This window comes from Chryseobacterium oryctis (genome assembly GCF_025971925.1).
Taxonomy (GTDB): Bacteria; Bacteroidota; Bacteroidia; order Flavobacteriales; family Weeksellaceae; genus Chryseobacterium; species Chryseobacterium oryctis.
In genome coordinates this window covers 144599-166390 of the sequence record NZ_JAPDHV010000002.1, presented here as the reverse complement: position 1 = coordinate 166390, position 21792 = coordinate 144599, and the positions used below count along the sequence as shown (strand labels likewise).

Here is a 21792-nt window from a genome sequence, read left to right as displayed (position 1 = left end):
TCATCTCGGTTTTTATACTAAATTATTGATGATTTTTAATTGAATGTTATAAGTGAAAAGATGATATGCTTTCTAAGTCCACTTTAACATTTTGGTAAGTAAGTGAGATAAACAATTTTGTCTTTTAAAATATAATTCACATACAAAATAGTAGAATTATTTTACATAATTTACCAAAATACCGAATTTTGGTATCTAATGAATTTGGTTTATTCTATTGATATTCAGTGCTTTAATATGTTTTATTCAGTTTCTTGTTCATTTAACATAATTTAAAACAAATCTTTGGTTTTATCTTTGCCACAGAATTTCGTATTCTAAAAAACAAAAATGTTATGGAAAAAATCAATGTTTTTATTACTAAAAGCAGGTTAATTATTTTGCTATTCCTTTCCTTTGGCAGTAGTGCTTATGCGCAAATTGGGATTAATACAGGAAATCCTTTAGCCAAACTTCATATTGATGGGGGAAAAGATAATCCCAGTACTGGTGCTCCAAATGCGAGCCAATCTTCAAATGATTTAGTTGTTACAAATGCAGGGTTTGTAGGAGTGGGTGTATTGAATCCAATTGTAAAACTGGATTTAAGATCATCAGGTACACAAAATGCAATAGGTTTAGGAAATACGACAATGACGGCAGCGACAGCAGGAGCAGGAGCAGTTCGATATGAAGCTACAACATCAAGAATTCAAGTTTCGGATGGAAATGTTTGGGAAGCGGCATTGGTATTGCCTACAAAAGCTGTAGTTGTTGCTAGAATGACGGCTGCTTTTTCAGTGGCATATAATACAGACGTAAATATAACCGGATGGGATGAAGTAAGAGATTTGTCTAGTAGTTTTGATCCTGCTACAGGAATTTTTACAGCACCAAGAGATGGGGTGTATACCTTTTTATTGACGTACAATTTCGTTTCAGGAACGGTGGCGAATTCTTCCGAAGTTACAAGCCAATTCTATAGCCCGAGTGCCAATTCTATATTAGCCCGTTCATTTAAGACTTTCGCTCGTGGTAATGAGGCAGCTCAGGTAGGAGGTTCATCAACCATTACAGTGAGATTGACAGCAAATCAAACCGTTAGGCCACAGTTGCGTCAAAATATTACAGGGGCTGGTGCAAGATCATTAAGAAATAATTCAGATTGGACAAATCCAGATGCTGGTTTTAATAACCTTACTATTATAGAACATTAAAAACACAATTATGAAAAAAAATCTTTTATATAAAATAGTATTTGTTAGTCTCTTATTTTTTGTAATTATTATAAGTGGGCAAGTTGGGTTTCAAACCTCAATTCCGTTACGTTCATTTCATATTGATGGTGCCAATGATAACCTTAGTACACCAACAGCTCCTCAAATCCTGAATGATGTTGTGGTTACTTCGAATGGGAATTTAGGAGTTGGTCTTATAGATCCTAAAACAAAAGTAGATATTCGTTCTACGGATCAGAAAGGTATTATTGGTTTAGGAACTAGTACACAAACAGCTGCACAAGCTGGGGCGGGCGCAATACGATATAGCACTGGTAATGTGATTCAGTATTCTGATGGTGTTGGTTGGCACAGTCTTCCAATGACGTTACCTCCGAAAGCATTGGTATTGGCCAACAAGAGCAGTACTCAATCGCTTGCTAATAACGCTACAACAGCAGTGACAGGATGGTCAGTTGTTTCAGATTCACAATCTGACTTTAATGCCACAACTGGTGTTTTCACAGCGCGTAGAGCAGGATTTTATATTGTTTCATTCAATGTAACATTAGCAGATGCAAATATTGCTCAAAATTCAAGAATAGAAACAATTATTGAGAGTAGTACCGCTACAAATAATATTCAAACCTACAGAAGTGTAAATTCATATCCTGCTTGGGATGTAAATATTGTAAGTAACATTGTAGGAGGTAATTGTACTGCTATTTTTAATTTACCGGCATCAGGAACTATTCAGTTTAAGGTGTATCATAACTTTGGTGGAGCAAGAGGAATAGATACCTCAAATAGTGGGACTAATAATAGCATTAGTATTTATGAACTTTAAATTAACACAAATGAAATTCAATTTAAAAAAGATAATATTTTTGGGCTTGTCAATATTTCTTTCAAACAATATTGATGCTCAAATAAGTATAGGAGGAAGTAATCCTAGTACAGCTAATGCTTTGGAAGTAAATACAACAGAGAAGTTTATTGTTGATAAAACCGGAAAAGTAGGAGTTGGTGTTGCTTCGCCTAAAGTTGGTGTAGATTTACGAAATGGAGCAAATGGTTCAATGGCGATAGGGATGACAACCCAGACAGCTGCTGAAGCAGGCGCGGGAGCTATGAGATATAATCCTAGTCCTGCAATAGGTGTACAAGGGTATGTAGAATATTCTAATGGTTCTGTATGGGTGCCCATTCTTCCTTACGGAAAGCCAAGAATTATAGTTATGGCTGAAAAAACCAATAATAATTGTACTGTTTTTGAACCTGGGCTCTTTCCTGTTGGTGATTATACCAACGGAATACCTGGAAGATCGGCTACTTATTTAACATCTTGGACTGAGAAATTAGATTCTGATTCAGGGCAACCTAGATCAAATTTTGATCAGACTACAGGAGAGTTTATAGCGCCAAGAGATGGAGTGTATTTTGCGACATTTACTTTTGCATTAGCTCCCAGTCAGATAAATACAAATTGGGGACCGAATCAGACAGAAGCTATTTGGGAGGTAAGGAATTCGTCTAATACTGTTACGCAAAGAATTAAAACTAACAATGGTTATCCCCAGGATACAGGGATTGCTCCCAATGCAGTTATTGCTGGTTCTGCTTGTACGGTAAGTGTTTATCTCAATAAAGGAGACAAATTGAGACCTTTTGTTTGGATTAATGTTGCATGGGATAGTGATTCTCCTCGTCCACTTTTGAATACAGGAGGATACAATGTTTTAACAATTGTTGAGCAATAAAATAAATTAAAGACATTTTATAATTAAAAGCCCTTAGATTTTATCAAGGGCTTTTATAAATGCGGAAGGGTGCATTCCCACAATCTTTTTAAATTCTAGTGAAAAAGCACTATGTGATGAGTAACCAGTAATTTCAGCAAGGTGATTGATTTTATATTTTCGGTATTTATCCTCATTTTTAAGCTTGTCTACAATATAATTAATGCGTAAATAATTGATGTATTGGTTGAAATTCAGGTTTTTATGTTTCTTAATTACTGCCGAAAGATACTTTGTATTTACATTAAGCTCATTGGCAAGATTATATAGAGTTACATTTTTATTATTAAAATTTAGATTTTCTTCAAAATTTTTCAGCCCCATTAAAATACTTTCCTCTAATTCTGGGGAAATTTTTTTATCTGGTTGGGAGATTTCATTTATGGAGACTTCTTCTATAACTTCTTGTGTCCCTTCTTCCTCGTAAGTAGCCGGAGTGATGCCTTCTTCATATATTTTAGAAACAATTTGTTTGTGTTTTTTATTAAACTGTATAAGCTTGAATACAAATACTCCAAGAGAAATTAATAGAATTACACATAAAATAATTAAACCCTTTGAGATAGTATTGTTTTCGTTTATTTTTTTTTCAAAGTTTTTTTCTTTTGTAGTAAGAGTTTTGTCAACAGCCATTTTTTGGTTGTAGGCCAAGCTATCTTTTAATTCAAGGTGTTCTATTTTATATTTTTTTGCATTATCAGGGTCGTGTTGCTTTGTAAAGGCTTCTTCCAGATTTTTGGTTATTTCTATTTTTTTTTCATTAAAACCGAACTTGTTAGTTATATCTAAAGCTTTTTTATAATAAAAAATAGCACTGTCTGTTTTATTTTGCTGTGAAAGTGAAAATCCCAAGTCATGAAGAATAGTAGCTCGAAGATAATTGTCATCAATCCCAACTAGGGCAAGTGCGTTCTTAAAATAAATTTTTGCTTCGTCAAACTTCTTTACTTCAGAAAGAGTGTAGCCAATATTAGTATATGCAGAAACAAGAAGCTCATTTCTTCTGGTAGTATTTTTTATTTTTTGAAATTCTTGGATAGCATTTTTAGAATAATACTCTTTTTTAGCATATTCTTTTTGGTTGAGAAGAATTAAAAATGAATTGTAAATAAGACCTTTTAATTCATGCCCTTCATCAGTATTGATATTATTTACTTCTGCTAGTGCATCATTCAAATTTTCTGAGGCCTCCTTTAAAAGTCCAAGTTTGGCATTTTGAGTTCCCTGCATTCTATATGCTAAAGCCTTTCCGATAGGGTAATCATTTTTTTCTGAAATGTTTAAAGCCTTTTCAGCAAAATCGAGTGTGGTTTTTGCATCAGATTTTAGATAAGAATTGAATGATTTTAAGTAATATGCCTTAGCCAAATAAGTTGGCTTGTTTTCTTTATGAGCAAAGTCAATGATTTGGTTTAGAACTATTTCTGAGCTGTCTGGGTTTTTATTAGCGAGAGCTCTTGCATATTTATAATTTTCCTCAAAATTAAATTTTTGGGAATAAATGTTAATAAAAACAGCAGTAAACAAAAGAAAGTATATTTTTTTCATTGTTTTTTAGTTTTTTCGTATTTCCAATTCCTACCTTTGCCTTTCAGGATCCACTCCAAAGATTGTTCCATTCTTTTATTTCTGGTGGTTTCAGTCTTTGCTTCCGTAATCCATGTGATATATTCTTTTCGGAATGACGGAGAAGCATTTTCGAAATTGGATAACACTTTTTTATCTTTGTTTAACGCTTTTAGAAAATAATCAGGAATTTCCATTTCTACTTTTGACGGAGCTGCTTTTTTTATAGTTACTCCCATGTCTATCAGTTCCATAGCTTCCTTTATTGCATCTTTAAGCTGAGGTTTTTTGGGAAGGTCTTCAATTTTGGTGATTTTTCCCAAGCTAAACATAGAGTTTTTTTCTATGTCTTTTGTGATTTTTTGCATGGTTTTCATTTCTTTCTCTAGCCAGAAGCCAAAGGAGCAATGTTGCTTAAATGAGACCATAGAACAAAGAATTTTGCCTTTATACATAAAATTGGGAAAACTCCATTTTATTGTTTCTTCTATGTCTGGGCAATATTCATGAACGGTTTCTCGAATGTAATATAATATATTTTTAGCAAAATCTTGAGAATTTTCAATGTATGCATCTATTTTGGGGTTATATTTTTCCATTGTGTTTATTGAAATAATTTTACTGTTTCATTTACGAGGAATTTCACCTGCTCAGGTCTTCCTCTATCGTTTTTAGGCAAATCATTATAACTTCCCGTTCTCACAATTACCATTTTGTATTCCGGAACCATAATAATATACTGTCCTTGGAGACCTAAAAAATAATAGTGTTTTATAGGATTGTCGTTATTGATCCATAAACCCATTCCATATATTTCTTCAGAATTTTTGGTGGGGGTTCTCATCTGATTAATAAAATCAAGATTTAGAATTTGTTTATCGTCAACTTTCCCATCATCTAAAAATAATAGACCAAGTTTTGCAAAATCTCTTGAATTAGAGTGAATACAACAATATGTTTTTTCCATTCCCGTTTCGTCAGTGCTCCATTCTGCTTTTTGTTCCATCCCCATCGGAATCCAGAATTTTTCAGAAAGGTAGCTTGCTAATGTCTGGTTTAAAGCTTTTTTGATGGCTAAACCCAATAGTTGAGTCGCACCACTTTGATATTCAAATCTTTCGCCTGGTTTTTCTTTAAATTTTCTTGAAAAAGTGGCTTCAATCAAATTTTTCCCATAATAGGCTTTTGCATTTGGAAGAAAAGGGTTTTTGTAATTTTCGTTCCAATCTATACCTGCTTCCATTTGGGCTAGGTTTTTTAAAGTTAAATCTCTTTTGAATTCTTTGTTTTTAAATTCATCAAAATAATTAGAAAATTTTTCTTCAATACTACTTATTTTTCCTTCTTCAATAGCTTTTCCTAAAAGCATCACCGTTACAGCTTTTGCCATGGAAAAGGAGTTGGTTTTTGATTGCTGATTATAGCCATTCCAATATTGTTCATGAACCAGTTTTCCGTCTTTTACAACCAGAAAAGAAGCTGTGTTTGAGTGAGTCAGGTCATCAATAATATTTTGAGGTAGGGTAATTTGGTTATATTTTGGGGCTTCTTCCCATATTTTGGGAGATTTGGCTTCGACAATATTGCTTGAAAAAAATTTTCCATCATCTATATTGGCACTCAATTTTCCTTTTAGATAGGTTTTTGAAATGCCATTAAAAATGTAGCCGTACCCGAAAATATATGTAAGTATAACGAGTATTGCGATAAGAATCAGAAAACCTTGTAAAATGATTAGCCACATTTTCTTTCTATAATTAGTCTAAACAAATTTAATATAAAAATGGGAAGAAAGCTAGAATATGGACGTAAATAAACTATTTTTGTATTTATTGATGAAAAAAATATGAACACAAGATTTATAAGTTTGTTATTTCTAATGTTTTTTTCCTGGATTTGTTTCGGGCAGATTGGTAAGACGATAGATACAGCAGATTATTTACAAAGGAAAGAGTTTTTGAAAAACTTTAGCATAAATAATGAATTGTTTATAAAAAAAATGAAATCACAATATTCCGGGAAAACGGGCTTTGAGCTTTCAAAAGTTTACAAAGAATTTGGTGATGATTTTGAAAAACAGGTAAAAAACAAAGATTTTATCTTTAAATCTGATTACGACGCTAGCATAAAATCTCTGATTCTTAGATTAAGAAAAAATAATCCGCAGCTTCCTCAAGATTTAAAAATATTAATAGCAAGAGATAACACTCCGAATGCCTATTGCCTTTTGGATGGGACTTTTGTGATAAATATGGGACTCTTTAGCTGGCTTAATAACGAAGAAGAGATTGCAGCAGTTATTGCCCATGAATTAGGGCATAGAATGAGTGAACATTCTTTAAATCTTTTAGTAAATATTGTAGAGAATAATCAGTTGGATAAATCTACAGTAAAAAGTTTGAGAGGAAATGAAAATTCTAATCAGAAGGCTTTTGATATTCTTAAAAACCGAATGTATAAAAAAGGAATAGAAAAAAGAAAACAGGAAATAGAAGCCGATTCCTTAGGATATGTAATATTCAGAAATGCAGATTTTAAAAAGACTGAATTTGTAAATGCATTGAAAAAGCTGAAAGATTTTGATACAATTTCGCCAAGGGAATTAAAAGTAGAAACCTATAAAAAGTTTTTTGAACTTCCAAAGCAGCCCTTCAATGACAAATGGCTAAAAAAGGAAGATTTTTCACTATACAATTATAATTTTTATAAAGAGAAATTAGACAAAGATTCGTTGTCTTCTCATCCGGAAATGACCAAGAGAATAGAAAAACTGAAGAAATTTTTCCCGGAATTGATTCAGGATGCCGAAATTTTGAAGCCAACAGAAGATTATCTATCATTAAAAAAAGCTGCAAGAGCTGAAATTTTGCCCAATCTGTATCATTCAGAAGATTATGGGGTAGGTATTTATGCTTCATTACAATTTTTGCAGGATGGAGAGGATGAGAAATTTTATAAAAATTGGCTAGGAAAGTTTTTTGCTAAAATATATGAAGCAAGAAAGAATTACAATCTTAATAGATATTTGGATAGGATTGAGCCTAAAGATCAAAGTGAAAGCTATCAGCAATTTTTAAACTTTATGTGGAATTTGAGGTTAGAGGAAATAAAAAATATTACAGACTTTTATCAAAATAAAGAATCCTGATCAGAAGATCAGGATTTCTATTAGTAGTTAAGTTTTTCTAGACGTATTTTATTGAATTTTTCCTTCTCATTAATCTCCCTCAGAAGAATGTAGCCCTCTTTTCCAACATAAGGAGTTACAGTATAAGAGTCTTTTTCAGAAATAGGAACAATTTCTTGTTTGAATTGTCCGTCAATAACAGTATTAATGAAGAGGTTCCATTTTTTTTGTTTTGTAACTTCATCCTTCTGATAATCACGATAGAAGAAAACAACGTCTTTTCCGTCATTAAGATATTGAGAAAACAGATAATCGCTGTTTACCCATTTTGATTTTTCTTTTTCAAATACTTTAAGGTCTTTGATTTTGAAATCTTTGTCGGTGTATATGTATACTAAGTCAGTGGTTTTCGGAGCTGTATACTGTGTTGCAGGCTTGTATTTTTCGGTAAGAATACCCACACTTCCGTCACTCATAAAGTATAAATCTTTAGTCTGAAGGAAATATCCGCTTTCTACATATCCGTAAGCATTGATTTTCGGAAGAAATTTGGACATATCGGCTTTGAAGTTTAAGACTTTTATGTCAACATTGAAGTCAGATTTATTAATCATCATTCTAACGTATCCTGTAGATTCTGTCGGTGCGTAATTTCTCCCTACCAATACAATTTTGTCATCAAATGTTTTATCATTATCGATTTTTTGATAGGCAGAGTAAAAGGAATCAATATAATCGATGGTGTTGTCAGAAAGACCAATAATAGGATTGTTGGCAATTTCTTTGCCAGTTTTCATATCCAAAACAACCAAGCTGAATGTTTTTTTGTCGCTGTTTACTTTTTTCAGGATGGTATATATGTTTTTGTCGTCTTTTTCAAGAATAGATATCGTTGAGTAGTTTTTTTTGTCTCCGTTTGTATTGTATTTATACCTCCAGATTTCTTTTTTGTTTTCGTCAAATTTTATCAGGCTGTTATTGTTTACGTATTTACCGTAATCATTATACTCTACAGCAAAATAACCTCCCTCCTTGATTTCTACCACAGCTGAAACATAGTTATAACCTTTCTCTTTTCTCTCTTCCTTATTTTCTTTTTTTTCTTCTTTCCAGTTTTTTGGTTGGTTGATTTCTTTAAAACTTCCATCTTGCTGATAATCATAATATACTTTTCGGGAAATAGTATTGGTTTTAGGGTCTATTACCATAGAAAAAGGAGTGAACAATTCTTTACTTTTTACTAAGGAATAATCCATTTGAGATGGCTGAAGGATGATTTTTCCTTTAAAGTCTACAAATCCTAAGTATGCTGCTGCTGTAATATCGCCATCAAATTCTTTATTAGCGACAGGGTTGAGGTTTTTATCTAGAATTACATACTCAAATTTCTTCGTTTTATCCCCTGATTTACCGTAAGAATATAGAGATACATAGCCGTAAAGATTGTCTTTGTCATCAAATAAAGCATTCATGCCGACATGTTCTCCAGATGCCAAAGTGGTAAGATCTTGTGTTTGTGAATAATATAAGGTTTGTAATAAACCAAATACAAGTAAGTATATTTTTTTCATGTATAAAATTTGAATTTTAAAATAATGATTTGGAATGGGATTAAGTAGTTTTATTAATGATAGAGAATATAAATAGAAGTATTTTTTTTCAATGTAGTGTGTTTTATGCAAAAGTAATAAATTCAGTCAATATTTTATATGAAAATAAAAAACCTTGAAAAATCAAGGCTTTTAATCTATATTTTAGAAAGTAAATTTCTGAAGTTGGTTTTCTCGTCGATGATTCTTCTCAACTCAGATACCGGAACTCTTTCCTGTTGCATCGTGTCTCTGTCTCTGATTGTCACCGTATGATCTGTAAGAGAATCGTGATCAATAGTGATACAGTAAGGAGTACCAATTGCATCTTGTCTTCTGTATCGTTTTCCGATGGCGTCTTTTTCTTCGTAGAACAAGTTGAAATCATATTTCAAATCATTGAAGATTTTCTCTGCATATTCAGCCAATCCATCTTTTTTCATTAACGGAAGAATGGCCGCTTTTATTGGTGCTAAAGCAGGAGGTAGAGATAAAACTGTTCTCTCTGAACCGTCTTCCAATACTTCATCTTTTAGACAGTGAGCAAAAATAGAAAGGAATAATCTGTCTAGACCTACTGAAGTTTCTACAACATAAGGAACATAGTTTTCGTTTCTTTCAGGATCGAAGAACTGAAGTTTTCTTCCCGAAAATTCTTCATGAGCTTTCAGGTCAAAATCTGTTCTTGAGTGAATACCTTCCAATTCTTTGAACCCGAATGGGAAATTAAACTCAATATCGGCTGCAGCATTAGCGTAGTGAGCCAATTTTTCATGATCGTGGAATCGGTAATTTTCATCGCCTAAACCTAGAGCTAAATGCCATTTTAGGCGGGTTTGCTTCCATTTTTCATAGAATTCTAGCTCAGTTCCCGGAGCTACAAAGAATTGCATTTCCATTTGTTCGAATTCACGCATTCTGAAAATAAATTGTCTTGCAACAATTTCATTTCTAAATGCTTTTCCGATTTGAGCAATCCCAAAAGGAAGTTTATGACGTGATGTTTTTTGTACATTCAAAAAGTTTACGAAAATTCCTTGAGCGGTTTCTGGTCTTAGGTAAAGATCCATTGCAGAGTCTGCTGAAGCTCCCAATTTCGTTCCGAACATTAGGTTGAATTGTCTCACTTCCGTCCAGTTTTTAGAACCAGTGTCGGGGTCGGCAATTTCCAATTCTTCAATTAAGGCTTTTACATCAGCAAGGTCTTCATTTTCTAATGATTTTGCCAACCTTGAAAGAATAGCTTCTCTTTTTGCTCTGTATTCCAAAATTTTTGGATTCGTTGCAACAAGCTGATCCTTATCAAAAGCTTCACCGAATCTTTTCGCTGCTTTTTCAATCTCTTTATTTTCTTTATCTTCAATTTTAGCACAATAATCTTCTACCAAAACATCTGCTCTGAAACGTTTTTTAGAATCTTTATTGTCAATCAGAGGATCATTGAAAGCGTCTACGTGTCCTGATGCCTTCCATGTTGTTGGATGCATTAGGATAGCAGAATCAATACCTACAATATTTTCGTTAAGCTGTACCATAGCTTTCCACCAATATTGTTTGATATTATTTTTTAGTTCGGCTCCGTTTTGTCCATAATCATATACTGCGGATAAACCATCGTAGATCTCACTGGAAGGGAAAATAAAACCATATTCTTTAGCGTGAGAAATCACTTTCTTGAAAACATCTTCTTGCTTTGCCATAATTTTTTTACGTCTGAAGTGCAAAAATATGAATTTGATTGCCAAAAACATGAAATTCAATCAAAAAAGCTATAAATAAAACATCATTTTTCGTGTTCTTGATTTTTGGGAGCCAAGAACATACTTTTCGCTATATCTTTTGCTTCACTTTGTTTCGCAAAAAGGTGTTGTTGCAATCAGGGTTGACAAAAACGTTTTCAATATAAATTTGACTCAACATTTACTACTGAATTATTTATTTTTGCTGAATGTTAGAAATTCTTTACCACGACGAACATCTTATTGCTATCAACAAACCTAGCGGGTTATTGGTTCACAAATCCTACTATGCTGGTGAGGCTGATGAATATGCAGTGGAAAAGCTGACTAATCAGATTAATCAAAAAGTTCATCTCGTTCATCGTTTGGATCGAAAAACTTCTGGCGTTTTGCTGTTTACTTTAGATAAGGAAAGCCTTAAGCTGATGAGCGACCAGTTTATGAATCGTGAAGTTGATAAGAAATATATTGCTATTGTCCGAGGTTGGGCAAAGGAAGAAGAAGTCATTGATTACGATTTGGTCAATGAAAATGAAGTCAAACAGAATGCCATTACTTATTATCGTCGTTTACAAACATCAGAAATAGATTTACCTTTTTTAAAACATCAGACTTCCAGATATTCTCTCGTAGAAGCAATTCCTGAAACCGGAAGATTTCATCAATTGAGAAAGCATTTCAAACATATTTTACATCCTATTTTAGGATGTCGTAAACACGGATGTAATAAACAAAACAAATTATGGCTTCAAACATTTGGAATCAACAAAATGACGCTTCATGCTCATCAATTGAGTTTTAATCATCCTGTTACTCATGAAAGAATTACCTTAAATGCTACCATAGATGAGGAATTTAAAAGGGTAGGAGATATTCTAAACTTCGATTTAAGTTCCTATGCCTAAGTTTTAATCTAAAACCTGTTGAAAAATCCCATCGTAACGCCAAAAGTGTTCTAATTGTTCAGGGTTTACGATTACTTGTTGCCAATCATTTAATGCTAATGTTATTTTTTTATCCTCTACGAAATATTTTCCTATAAAGAGTGTGTCTTCTTGATAATACATCCCAAATTGGTTGTGGATGAGGTGTAGGCTGCCTACATGGAGTTTTTTGAAAAATGCAATGGCTCCTTCCTGAAAACTGAAATCGATATGATGATCGACTAAATGTTGTAGTTCAATCGCAAGAAACTGTTTAGGTGAAAAGATAGGAAATGTGATTTGAGGAAGCAGTTCCAAATTTCCTGAATATTTTTCTAATTCCTGAAAATGATCTTTAGATAGAAAGGGAATATTTTTAAAAGATGAATTTTTCAAAGAACTTTTAGGTTCAAAATAATCATCAAACTTTAAAATCTCATTAACAGATAAGCTTTTGTGTAGTAAGTCTTGTAAAGGAATGCTAAAATATTGTGCAATTTGTGTTGTTACATCTATTTTAGGTTCGGCTCTCTGTTCTTCATAAGACGAAATGTTTCCTCTTGAAAGGTTAAATAGCTCAGCGAATGCTTGTTGGCTTAGTCCTTTTACCTTGCGTAATTTCTTTATGTTAGGGCCAATTTGACTCATTTTGCAAAAATTTTTATTATTTATTGCTAATTATTTTAGCAAATTTATTATATTTGTGTCAAGCAAGAAAATAAAAAGGCTAAAAATATTAAAAAAGTTATCAACATGAATTTCGAAATAGTTGAGAAGTACATCCGTGATTTGGATTATAGTATAGTTCATCAATCATCTGAAACGGGAGTTTTTGTTATCGAAAATCAAGACGACGGAATTCGGAACTTGATTGTTGGGATTGCTCCTCCGGTTATTATTTTCGAGCAGTATTTATTTACTATTAATAATGATAATATGGAGATGTTCAAGTCATTATTGATGAAAAATAGAGATATGATACATGGTGCTTTTGCAATAACGGAGGATGGAAGTAAAGTAATATTCAGGTATACTTTACAGATTCATAATCTGGATTTTAATGAATTTGAAGCGGCTTTAAATTCTTTAAGTCTGATGATTAGTGAATATTATGAACAGTTAATAGAATTTTCAAAACTTTAAAAAATAGAAACGATGAATATTTTCAAAAGAATTTTTAGAATAGGTCAAGCCGAGATACATTCGGTAGTAGAAAAAATGGAAGACCCTATTAAAATGACCGAACAGGGGATTAGAGAAATGCGTGAAGATCTTGATCAGTCTTTAGAAGCGTATGCAAAAGTGAAAGCTTTACAAATAAGAACGGCAAATAATGCCGACAAAAAAGCTGAAGAAGCGAAGGAGTTTGAAGGTAAAGCAATGCTTCTTCTTCAAAAAGCTCAAAAAGGAGAATTGGAGATGGATAAAGCTGAGTCTCTAGCAAAGGAAGCGCTAATGTTGAAAAAGCAATTATCTGAAGAGGTTGAAGAATTGAGAAAACAAGCTGAAGTTCATGAGAATTCGGTTCAGGAACTTCAAAAGAATATTGATGTTTTAAAGCATAATGTTCATAAATGGGAAAATGAATTATCAACTCTGAAAGCTCGGGTAAAAGTTTCTAAAGCAACCAAAGAGGTAAATAAACAAATGGCGAGAATTGATTCTAACTCTACAATTAGTATGCTTGAAAGGATGAAAGAGAAGGTAGAAGAAGATGAAGCGCTTTCTCAGGCGTATGGCTCTATGGCATTGGGAAATAAATCGAAAGTTGATGAAATTGAAGAGGCCTTAGGAACTAACTCTGTAGATTTGGATTTAGAAAATTTGAAAAAACAACTAGGAATTTAAATAAAATACAATGAGAAGAAAATTTGAGTATAAAACGCTAATGATAAAACCGTCTGGCTTTTGGGGAACAAAATATGATCCGGCAGAAATAGACATGCAACTTAATAAATTCGGAAGTGAAGGATGGGAATTAGTAGCTGCTGAAAGTAGAAATTATGGTAACGGAAGTACTTACGGATTTCTTTATACCTTTAAAAGAGAAATTTAAAATATAAAACCATGGCAGAACTATTTGATTTTCTATTCCATCCACTACCTAATGGTGTGATGACTGTTCTTACAGGCGTTTCATTGTTGTATTGGCTGTTTGCGCTTATCTCAGGAAGCGGATTTGATCTTGGAACCGATGCCGATTTAGATGTTGATGGAATGGGTGATGTTCACGATGTTTCGCCAGGTTCAGAAGATGCAGACGTTCCGGATGGTTTTTTGGATAAAGCATTAGATTTTATTAATGTAGGAAAAGCTCCTTTGATGGTGATTATTACACTTTTTAAATTTATTGGCTGGATAATTACTATTTCTACATCATTTTTTGTCTCTTTAGCAAAGTTTGGGTACTGGTCGCTTCTTATTTTAATTCCAGTTTTTATTGTGACTTATTTCATTATGCATTGGATAACAAAGCCGATTGCTAAATTTTATGAAAGCATAGGCTATCACGGTGAAGAATCGCATGATTATTTAGGAAGAACAGGAGTGATGAGGTCTACCATTTCGGACGGGAAAATTGGTTCTTTGGAGCTTAAAGTCGGGGAAGATGTGATTCGGTTGAACGTGAAGAGCTACGACGGCTCAGAAATCAAGTATAATGATGATGTTATTGTTATCGACGAAACCAAAGAACAAAACATTTATTTAGTAAAAAAAGAAATAAACATTCATAACATAAAAAATTAAAATTATATGACACAGATGACTATTTTGGCTTTCAGTGGAGTTAATATTATCTTACTAATTGTAGGTGTAATTGCCTTTCTGCTTTTAGCGTTTTTGGTAGTATTAAGTACATTTTACAAGAAAATTCCACAAGGTAAAGCGATTGTTCGTACAGGTGTGGGAGGAACGAAAGTAGCCTTTAATAAAGGGATGTATGTTATCCCGATCTTCCATAAAATGGAGATTATGGATATCTCTGTTAAAAAAATTGATATTGCTCGTATGCAGGGAGATGGGTTGATTTGTAAAGACAATATTAGGGCAGATATTAAAGTTGCGTTTTTTGTTCGTGTGAACAAATCGGTAGACGATGTTATCAGTGTTGCTCAAAACTTAGGCTGTGACAGAGCTTCAGATCCAGAAACATTGAAAAGTATCTTTGAAGCTAAATTTTCAGAAGCCCTAAAAACAGTAGGTAAAAAGTTTGATTTTATCGAATTATATGAAGCGCGTAGAGAATTCCGTGACGAGATATTGAATATCATCGGAACAGATCTTAACGGATATATTTTAGATGACTGTGCGATTGATTACTTGGAGCAAACCGAATTACAATATCTAAGCCCTGATAATATCTTAGATTCTGAAGGGATTAAAAAAATTACAGAATTGACTGCTCAACAAAACATTAATGCCAATTTAATTCGCAGATCGGAAGAGAAAACAATCAAAAAACAAAATGTTGAAGCTCGAGAAGCTATTCTGGAGTTAGAGCGTCAATTAGCTGAAAAAGAAGAACGCCAACGTCGTGAAATTGAAAATATTAAAGCGCGTGAAGCGGCAGAAATTGCAAAAGTAAACGAAGAGGAGCGCCTAAAAGCAGAAACAGTACGTATTTCAACAGAAGAGTCTTTAGCGGTTCAGGAAGAAAACAAGTTGCGTCAAATTATCATCGCTGAAAAGAATAAACTACGTACAGATGCGGTTGAAACTGAGCGTGTAGAAAAAGACAGAGCTTTGGAACAGACTGAAAGAGAGCGTATTGTTACTTTAGCACAAATTGATAAAGAAAGAACAATTGAACAAGAGAAAAAGAACATTCAGAATGTTATTAAAGAACGAGTTCAGCTAGAGAAAGGAGTGGTTGAAGAGCAGCAAAATGTAAAAGATGTTGAGGTTTACAGAGACGCAGAACGTAAGAAACAGGCGGGTGTTATCGCAGCGTCTCAGGAAGCTGAAGAAAGATTGGTTGCGACTGTAAAAGCTGCTGAAGCAGCAAGAATTGCAGCAGAACAGGAAAAAGAGAAAAAAGTAATCGATGCCGAAGCGGAAAAACTAATTGCAGAAAGAAAAGCTCAAGAATTACTTATTGAAGCCGAGGCTAAAAAAGAAGCGGCTGCAAAAGAAGCAGAAGCAAGAAAAATTATCGCAGAAGCTCAAGCTAAGGAAGAAGCTGCAATCGGATTATCTGAAGCTGAAGTGATGATTGCTAAAGCAGAAGCAGAAGAAATCCAAGGAACAAAAGAAGCATCTGTTATTGAGAAAAAAGCAGAAGCAATGCGTAAGGAAGGCTTGGCTCAGGCTGAGGTGGTTCGTGAAAAAGCAACTGCAGAAGCGAAAGGTATTGAAGAAAAAGCAGCTGCAATGAAGCAATTAAATGATGCTGGACAATCTCATGAAGAGTTCAAACTTCAATTACAGAAAGAAAAAGATGTGGAATTGGCTCAAATCAACATCCAAAAAGATATTGCATCAGCTCAGGCAGAAGTTCTTTCAGAAGCGCTTAAAACTGCTAAGATTGATATCGTGGGTGGTGAAACCATGTTCTTTGAAAATATCGTAAAACAAGTTTCTAATGCAAAAGGATTTGATCATTTAATCAACAATTCTACACACGCTCTGGATATTAAAGAAAGTCTTTTAGGGCCGGACGGAAAAGGAGATTTAGGAGAAAAAATCAGAGGAATTGCAGATAGATATGGTATTTCTTCTAATGACATCAAAAATCTAACGGTTTCAGCAGCTTTAATTAAATTACAACAAGCTGCAAGTAACGCTGAAAATACAGACGACACCAATTTTATCAACTCATTATTCGGAATGGCAAAGAATCTTGGAATTTCGAATAAAAAATTAGGGTAAAATCTAAAAACCATACATCCGGCCATTTCTTGAAATCTATAGAAATGGTTGGGTTTTTAAAATCCTTTTTTGCTCACGAATTATACGTTTTCAATGCCGAAAGAAATAGAAAAAAACACGATAAACCTCGATTCCGGAGCTTACGAAATTATTCAAAAACGACTTCGAACACAAAAAGAAGATCTAGTAGATCGTCTGAAAAACCTTAACGAAGCACGTCGCGAAGTCTTTAGCACTACTAATTTCGTTTTAAAAGCCAACCAAAGAATTGATACCGAAAATACTTGTGTTGCGAGAGGTATTATAGCTTTCGATCATCTTTGTATTTTCGGATACAACGTCCATTTCGGACTAAGAACTGAGATTAAATTAGATGATGTTTTCAGCATTTATTTATTTGAAAACAATCAGTTTATTCCGCAGTCATTAGATTTAATTAATGACGAAAATTTTTTAACAGATTATCAGAATTTGTACAAATATTACCGCGATTCTATCTTTTCAAGATTCAGAAAAACGGAGAATTATTTGTACATGATTTTCCAGACAAGTAAAAATCCGAATGATTTGAAAGCCTTTAAATGGCTTATCAAAGACGGAAAATTACAATATATCGACGATCGTAGTATTCATGAAGTAAAAGAAGCTCCTCAATTTGAATTTGAGTGGGTGAAAACAACTTTAGAAGATCGTAGACTGGGTAAATATCCGCATGTTTCGGTTCTAGATAAGGTCTTTATCGAATCTATGCATGGTGATATTACCTTTAAAATTGAAAATAATACAGATACAGGAAAAGGTATTTATTCCGAAAAAGTTACCAATCTGGATCAGCAATTAGATGATGCCGAATATTATTATGCCGATTTAGGAAATCTCATTGCGGTAAGAATTAAGCCTTATCAGGAAGATTTTCGGGCGTTTGTTTTTAATGTAAGAACGAAAGAAGTTATTAATTTACCTTCGTTAAACGAGTCGGCAATTTTGCTTCCCGATAGTCAGGGTATTATTTTTTCAAACGGATATTATCTACAAAACGGGACCCATAAAGTTTTCGATGCTCAATTAGACAACGTAAAGTTCCTAAGAAAAATGGTTTCGCCGAACGGAGAAGATTTCTTGTATATTTTCACACAGAATGAGACCAATACGTATATCCTGATGTCGTACAATATCATTCAGCAATCGGTAGAAACTCCGATTGTTTGTAATGGATTTACGATTTTTAAGGACGGAAGTTTAATTTATTTCAGAACTGAAGCGGAAGCAACAAGACATCATCAGGTTCAGATTTGGGAAACGCCTTATATGGAGCGTTTAAAGGAAAATCATGAGCGGAAAGATGATCCTTTATACAAAGTCGGCAACAAGCAGGTTGTTCAGGCGATGGCGGAAGCGCAGGAAGTAATTCAGTTGATTAATAAAGAAGATTCGTATGAAGGTTTGTATGAGGATATTCTTAAAAAATCAACGAGTTTGCTCGATTCTTATTTTTGGATTAAAGATGATAATCTGAAAAATCTGGGTGCTCCTCTTCAACAAATTAAAGAGATTGCGAATACTGGGATTGATGAGTTTGTAAAAGTTCAGGCGCAACGAAAATTTGCCGAAGAACAAATATTACAGCATCAGAAAAATCTTGAAAATTTAGTTTCAAGCATTAATGCAACTACAGTAACTACTCTTGATCAATTGGTTCATCAATTGGCTGAGGTTAGAAAAGTACAAGGGGCAATCATTGATCTTAAAAACGTCAAATATATTCAAATAGACGAAGTAGAGGCTTTGTTGGAAAAAGTGGGTGAAATGAATGCCCAACTTTCTGATAAAACAGTTGACTTTTTACTACGAGAAGAAGCATTATTGCCTTATGAAGAAAAGGTTTTTCTTCAAAAAAATAGTGTGGAGTCGATTACAAAAGTGATTGATGGAAAGGCTATTGAAGAGCAGAATGATATCATTTCTTCAGAATTAGAACTATTGATTGATATTCTGAATAGTTTGAAAATTGAAGATGCAACACAAACCACTCGGATTATTGAGAAAATTTCGGTGATTTTCTCTTCTTTAAATGAGGTGAGAGCCGCCCTTTCAAGGAAATTAACTTCTTTGAAGAGTAGTGAATCTGTTGCTTCGTTTTCTGCTCAGATGACTTTGTTGGAGCAATCTGTTGCCAATTATCTGGAATTATCAACTTCTGCCGAAAAAGTAGACGATTATTATACTAAAGTTATCGTTCAGCTTGAAGAAATGGAAAGCAAATTCTCTGAATTTGATGATTTTGCGATAAAAATTGCAGATAAAAGAGATGAAGTTATTAAGGCTTTCAATACAAAAAAAGAACAGATTGTCGAGCAAATCAATAGAAAAACTGCTTCTCTAGAGCAGATCGGATTACGTGTTCTTAAAAATGTTGAAAACAAATCTAAAACTTTCGTTTCTCGTGAAGAAATTTTAAGTTTTTACGCCTCAGATTTAATGATCGATAAGATTCGCCAGTTGGTAGAAGAATTAAAATCGTTAAATGATGTTTCTAAAGCTGAAAACCTAGAGAACCAGCTAAAAAAATCACAGGAAGACGCTCTTAGAGTTCTTCGTGATAAAACAGAATTGTATGTTGATGGACAGAATATAATTGCTTTAGGAAAGCATAAATTTATGGTCAATCAACAATCTCTGAGTCTGGTTTTGTTGAGGCGAAATGGTGAAATGTTTTATCACCTTACCGGAACAAGTTTTTATCAAAAAGTAAATAATCAGGACTTTGCTCAGTATCAGGATATTTGGGAACAGGAATTGGTTTCTGAAAATCAGGAAGTATATAGAGGAGAATATTTGGCTTATAAAACATTTTTGGCTTCACTAAATCAGAAGGATTTTGATGAAGAGCGATTTATCAATCAGACTATTGAGCAAAATTATTCTGAAGGTTATGTAAAAGGAGTTCATAATTTTGATGCATTACAAATTTATAGAGCTTTAAAAAGTTTAGACGAAAAATTAGATTTGCTTCGTTTTGATCCATATACAAGAGCTATTTCACAATTGTTTTGGCATTCTTTGGAAGAAGCACAACGGCAGAAAATACAATCGCTGATTCAGTCAACGGCATCTGTTTTAAAAACCTTTCCTCAGTCTAAAAGATATGAATCTGTTTTACTTGAGATTCAGGAGTATTTTAAGAATTGGGAAACACATTTAGATTTAACAAGGATTCGTCAGGAAGACGTTTCGATGTATTTATTCAAAACATTTACTCAATACAAAAAGTTCACAAAAAGTGAAGCAGCTTCTACATTGAAGCAGGATTTTGTACGATTGCTGGATGAAAAAAAAGCAATAAAAACTTTCCAGGAAGATATCAATAACCAGCAGTTTTCTGTTGAAGATAGGTTTTATTTAGCGTTGAATTGGCTGAACTCATTTATTGATGAAAACGAACAATACGAAGAATCTCGTAAATATATTGAAGAAGCATCTGTGGTTTTGCTTTTCGAAAAAGATTCTTATGAGATAGTTTTTGGAAAAGACAAATTTCTGATAGAAGGTCTGAAAGGTAATCACACTATTTTTGACAACGGAACTTTAAAACTAGAATACCATGATTTCATTCATAAGCTACTTATTTTTACTAATGATAGAGTACCTCGTTTCTTAGGTTTTGTAAAACTGAAAGAAAAATTAAGCGAGGCTTATTCGAAAGAATTAAAAATTAATGAGTTAGAGCCTAAAGTCTTAACTTCTTTTGTAAGAAATAAACTGATTAATGAGGTGTATTTTCCATTAATTGGTAATAATCTGGCAAAACAATTGGGAGCAGCAGGAGATAATAAACGTACTGCAAGAATGGGAATGCTGTTACTTATTTCTCCTCCAGGTTATGGAAAAACAACCTTGATGGAATATTTAGCCAAAACAATGGGGCTTCATTTCTTAAAAATTAACGGACCAACAATTGGGCATTCCATCACTTCCATCGATCCTATTGAGGCTAAAACTTCAGGCGAAAGAGAAGAGTTAAAGAAGATAAATTTAGCTTTCGAAATGGCTGATAATGTAATGTTGTATTTAGACGATATTCAGCATTTGAATCCTGAATTTTTGCAAAAGTTTATTTCTTTAGCCGATGGACAGCGAAAAATTGACGGAATTTTTAACGGAGAGTCCAAAACATATGATCTTCGAGGAAAAAGATTCTGTGTGGTAATGGCAGGGAATCCGTATACGGAAAGTGGTTCTAAATTCCAGATTCCGGATATGTTGGCAAACCGTGCAGATGTATACAATTTGGGAGACGTTATTGGGGATACGGAGCATTTGTTCAATTTAAGTTTGATTGAAAATGCCGCAATTGAAAATCCTGCTTTAGAAAAAATTGCGAGTAAATCTTTTAATGATTTCTATGCTTTGATAGATTATGTGATGAGTGGTGCAAAGCAGTTACCGGATTTGGAAATCAACTATTTAAAACAGGAAATCGATGATTGTATTGCGGTGCTAAAACATGTCGTAAAAGTGCAGAAAGTGGTTGTAAAGGTGAATCAGAATTATATCCAAAGTGCAGCAATGCAGGATTCTTATCGTACAGATCCGCCTTTCAAAATGCAGGGTTCTTACCGTAATATGAGTAAAATGGTGGCGCAGATTCTTCCTATGATGAATGATAAAGAAGTAGAACAACTGATATTATCGCATTATGAAAATGAATCTCAAACACTTACTTCGGATACTGAAAGTAATTTATTGAAATTGAAAGGTTTGGCGGGATTGAGAACGGAAGAAGAAGAACGACGTTGGAACGAAATTGTAGAAGTTTTCCGGAAGAATAATAAACACGGAGGTTTAGCGAAAGATGATAAAGTTTTTGCCCAACTTTTAGAGTTTAATGAAAATTTAGAAGGAATTATCTCCGCAATTAAATCGAAATAAATACAAGCTGTCTCTTTGGAGGCGGCTTTTTTATATAAAAGAAGTTAATTCATAA

17 protein-coding genes are annotated in these 21792 nt (G+C 33.4%); 11 read left to right on the top strand and 6 right to left on the bottom strand.

Annotated features, from left to right (window positions below):
- Nucleotides 1-335 precede the first annotated feature (335 nt).
- From OH806_RS04470 to OH806_RS04460, 3 genes are read left to right on the top strand one after another with little or no spacing between them, the layout of a single operon-like run.
- Nucleotides 336-1196 carry a complement C1q domain-containing protein gene (locus tag OH806_RS04470; RefSeq protein ID WP_264742471.1) on the top strand — a complete coding sequence of 287 codons (861 nt, stop codon included), beginning with the start codon at nucleotides 336-338 and terminating at the stop codon, nucleotides 1194-1196.
- Between the two features lie 10 nt (nucleotides 1197-1206).
- Nucleotides 1207-2043, top strand: coding sequence for a hypothetical protein (locus OH806_RS04465; RefSeq protein WP_264742470.1), 837 nt, complete (start codon nucleotides 1207-1209; stop codon nucleotides 2041-2043).
- Between the two features lie 10 nt (nucleotides 2044-2053).
- A complete protein-coding gene (locus tag OH806_RS04460) occupies nucleotides 2054-2956 on the top strand; it encodes a hypothetical protein (RefSeq protein WP_264742469.1) in 903 nt (300 codons plus the stop codon).
- A gap of 33 nt (nucleotides 2957-2989) precedes the next feature.
- Here the strand turns inward: OH806_RS04460 and OH806_RS04455 are convergent, their stop codons facing one another.
- The 3 genes from OH806_RS04455 to OH806_RS04445 are packed head-to-tail and all read right to left on the bottom strand — an operon-like array spanning nucleotide 2990 to nucleotide 6305.
- A complete protein-coding gene (locus OH806_RS04455; RefSeq protein ID WP_264742468.1) occupies nucleotides 2990-4543 on the bottom strand; it encodes a tetratricopeptide repeat protein in 1554 nt (517 codons plus the stop codon).
- Nucleotides 4540-5160, bottom strand: coding sequence for a YdeI/OmpD-associated family protein (locus tag OH806_RS04450; RefSeq protein ID WP_264742467.1), 621 nt, complete (start codon nucleotides 5158-5160; stop codon nucleotides 4540-4542). The genes OH806_RS04455 and OH806_RS04450 overlap by 4 nt, the downstream gene beginning before the upstream one ends.
- A 5-nt stretch (nucleotides 5161-5165) precedes the next feature.
- Nucleotides 5166-6305, bottom strand: coding sequence for a serine hydrolase domain-containing protein (locus OH806_RS04445; protein ID WP_264742466.1), 1140 nt, complete (start codon nucleotides 6303-6305; stop codon nucleotides 5166-5168).
- A gap of 102 nt (nucleotides 6306-6407) precedes the next feature.
- On the opposite strand from OH806_RS04445, the gene OH806_RS04440 reads away from it, so the two are divergent.
- Nucleotides 6408-7709 carry a M48 family metallopeptidase gene (locus OH806_RS04440; protein ID WP_264742465.1) on the top strand — a complete coding sequence of 434 codons (1302 nt, stop codon included), beginning with the start codon at nucleotides 6408-6410 and terminating at the stop codon, nucleotides 7707-7709.
- A 20-nt stretch (nucleotides 7710-7729) separates the two neighbouring features.
- On the opposite strand, the gene OH806_RS04435 is transcribed toward OH806_RS04440, so the two are convergent.
- Nucleotides 7730-9259, bottom strand: a complete 1530-nt coding sequence (locus OH806_RS04435; protein ID WP_264742464.1) for a hypothetical protein — start codon at nucleotides 9257-9259, stop codon at nucleotides 7730-7732.
- Nucleotides 9260-9435: 176 nt separating this feature from the next.
- Nucleotides 9436-10977, bottom strand: a complete 1542-nt coding sequence (locus OH806_RS04430; RefSeq protein ID WP_264742463.1) for a glycine--tRNA ligase — start codon at nucleotides 10975-10977, stop codon at nucleotides 9436-9438.
- A gap of 248 nt (nucleotides 10978-11225) precedes the next feature.
- Between OH806_RS04430 and OH806_RS04425 the strand changes: the two genes are divergently transcribed.
- Nucleotides 11226-11921 (top strand): pseudouridine synthase, encoded by a 696-nt coding sequence (locus tag OH806_RS04425; RefSeq protein WP_264742462.1) that lies wholly within the window; start codon nucleotides 11226-11228, stop codon nucleotides 11919-11921.
- A 3-nt stretch (nucleotides 11922-11924) separates the two neighbouring features.
- Here OH806_RS04425 and OH806_RS04420 read toward each other — a convergent pair whose 3' ends face one another.
- Entirely contained in the window at nucleotides 11925-12587 is a 663-nt protein-coding gene (locus OH806_RS04420) for a helix-turn-helix domain-containing protein (RefSeq protein ID WP_264742461.1), read from the bottom strand.
- A 105-nt stretch (nucleotides 12588-12692) separates the two neighbouring features.
- Between OH806_RS04420 and OH806_RS04415 the strand changes: the two genes are divergently transcribed.
- From OH806_RS04415 to OH806_RS04390, 6 genes are all read left to right on the top strand, one after another.
- Complete coding sequence (locus OH806_RS04415) at nucleotides 12693-13082, top strand: YbjN domain-containing protein (RefSeq protein ID WP_264742460.1); 390 nt, start codon at nucleotides 12693-12695, stop codon at nucleotides 13080-13082.
- A gap of 12 nt (nucleotides 13083-13094) precedes the next feature.
- Nucleotides 13095-13787 (top strand): PspA/IM30 family protein, encoded by a 693-nt coding sequence (locus OH806_RS04410; RefSeq protein ID WP_264742459.1) that lies wholly within the window; start codon nucleotides 13095-13097, stop codon nucleotides 13785-13787.
- A 10-nt stretch (nucleotides 13788-13797) separates the two neighbouring features.
- A complete protein-coding gene (locus OH806_RS04405) occupies nucleotides 13798-13995 on the top strand; it encodes a DUF4177 domain-containing protein (protein ID WP_264742458.1) in 198 nt (65 codons plus the stop codon).
- An 11-nt stretch (nucleotides 13996-14006) separates the two neighbouring features.
- Entirely contained in the window at nucleotides 14007-14687 is a 681-nt protein-coding gene (locus OH806_RS04400) for a YqiJ family protein (RefSeq protein WP_264742457.1), read from the top strand.
- Between the two features lie 6 nt (nucleotides 14688-14693).
- Nucleotides 14694-16808 carry a flotillin family protein gene (locus OH806_RS04395; protein WP_264742456.1) on the top strand — a complete coding sequence of 705 codons (2115 nt, stop codon included), beginning with the start codon at nucleotides 14694-14696 and terminating at the stop codon, nucleotides 16806-16808.
- Nucleotides 16809-16901: 93 nt separating this feature from the next.
- The gene (locus tag OH806_RS04390) at nucleotides 16902-21737 is read left to right on the top strand and encodes a DNA repair ATPase (protein ID WP_264742455.1); all 4836 of its coding nucleotides are present in this window, start codon (nucleotides 16902-16904) and stop codon (nucleotides 21735-21737) included.
- Nucleotides 21738-21792 lie beyond the last annotated feature (55 nt).

Coding starts and splice junctions, on each gene's coding strand:
- OH806_RS04400 (WP_264742457.1), top strand. CDS start 14,007: ATGGCAGAACTATTTGATTTTCTATTCCATCCACTACCTAATGGTGTG.
- OH806_RS04465 (WP_264742470.1), top strand. CDS start 1,207: ATGAAAAAAAATCTTTTATATAAAATAGTATTTGTTAGTCTCTTATTT.
- OH806_RS04455 (WP_264742468.1), bottom strand. CDS start 4,543: ATGAAAAAAATATACTTTCTTTTGTTTACTGCTGTTTTTATTAACATT.
- OH806_RS04445 (WP_264742466.1), bottom strand. CDS start 6,305: ATGTGGCTAATCATTTTACAAGGTTTTCTGATTCTTATCGCAATACTC.
- OH806_RS04435 (WP_264742464.1), bottom strand. CDS start 9,259: ATGAAAAAAATATACTTACTTGTATTTGGTTTATTACAAACCTTATAT.
- OH806_RS04415 (WP_264742460.1), top strand. CDS start 12,693: ATGAATTTCGAAATAGTTGAGAAGTACATCCGTGATTTGGATTATAGT.
- OH806_RS04410 (WP_264742459.1), top strand. CDS start 13,095: ATGAATATTTTCAAAAGAATTTTTAGAATAGGTCAAGCCGAGATACAT.
- OH806_RS04425 (WP_264742462.1), top strand. CDS start 11,226: ATGTTAGAAATTCTTTACCACGACGAACATCTTATTGCTATCAACAAA.
- OH806_RS04395 (WP_264742456.1), top strand. CDS start 14,694: ATGACACAGATGACTATTTTGGCTTTCAGTGGAGTTAATATTATCTTA.
- OH806_RS04450 (WP_264742467.1), bottom strand. CDS start 5,160: ATGGAAAAATATAACCCCAAAATAGATGCATACATTGAAAATTCTCAA.
- OH806_RS04430 (WP_264742463.1), bottom strand. CDS start 10,977: ATGGCAAAGCAAGAAGATGTTTTCAAGAAAGTGATTTCTCACGCTAAA.
- OH806_RS04440 (WP_264742465.1), top strand. CDS start 6,408: ATGAACACAAGATTTATAAGTTTGTTATTTCTAATGTTTTTTTCCTGG.
- OH806_RS04405 (WP_264742458.1), top strand. CDS start 13,798: ATGAGAAGAAAATTTGAGTATAAAACGCTAATGATAAAACCGTCTGGC.
- OH806_RS04420 (WP_264742461.1), bottom strand. CDS start 12,587: ATGAGTCAAATTGGCCCTAACATAAAGAAATTACGCAAGGTAAAAGGA.
- OH806_RS04460 (WP_264742469.1), top strand. CDS start 2,054: ATGAAATTCAATTTAAAAAAGATAATATTTTTGGGCTTGTCAATATTT.
- OH806_RS04470 (WP_264742471.1), top strand. CDS start 336: ATGGAAAAAATCAATGTTTTTATTACTAAAAGCAGGTTAATTATTTTG.
- OH806_RS04390 (WP_264742455.1), top strand. CDS start 16,902: ATGCCGAAAGAAATAGAAAAAAACACGATAAACCTCGATTCCGGAGCT.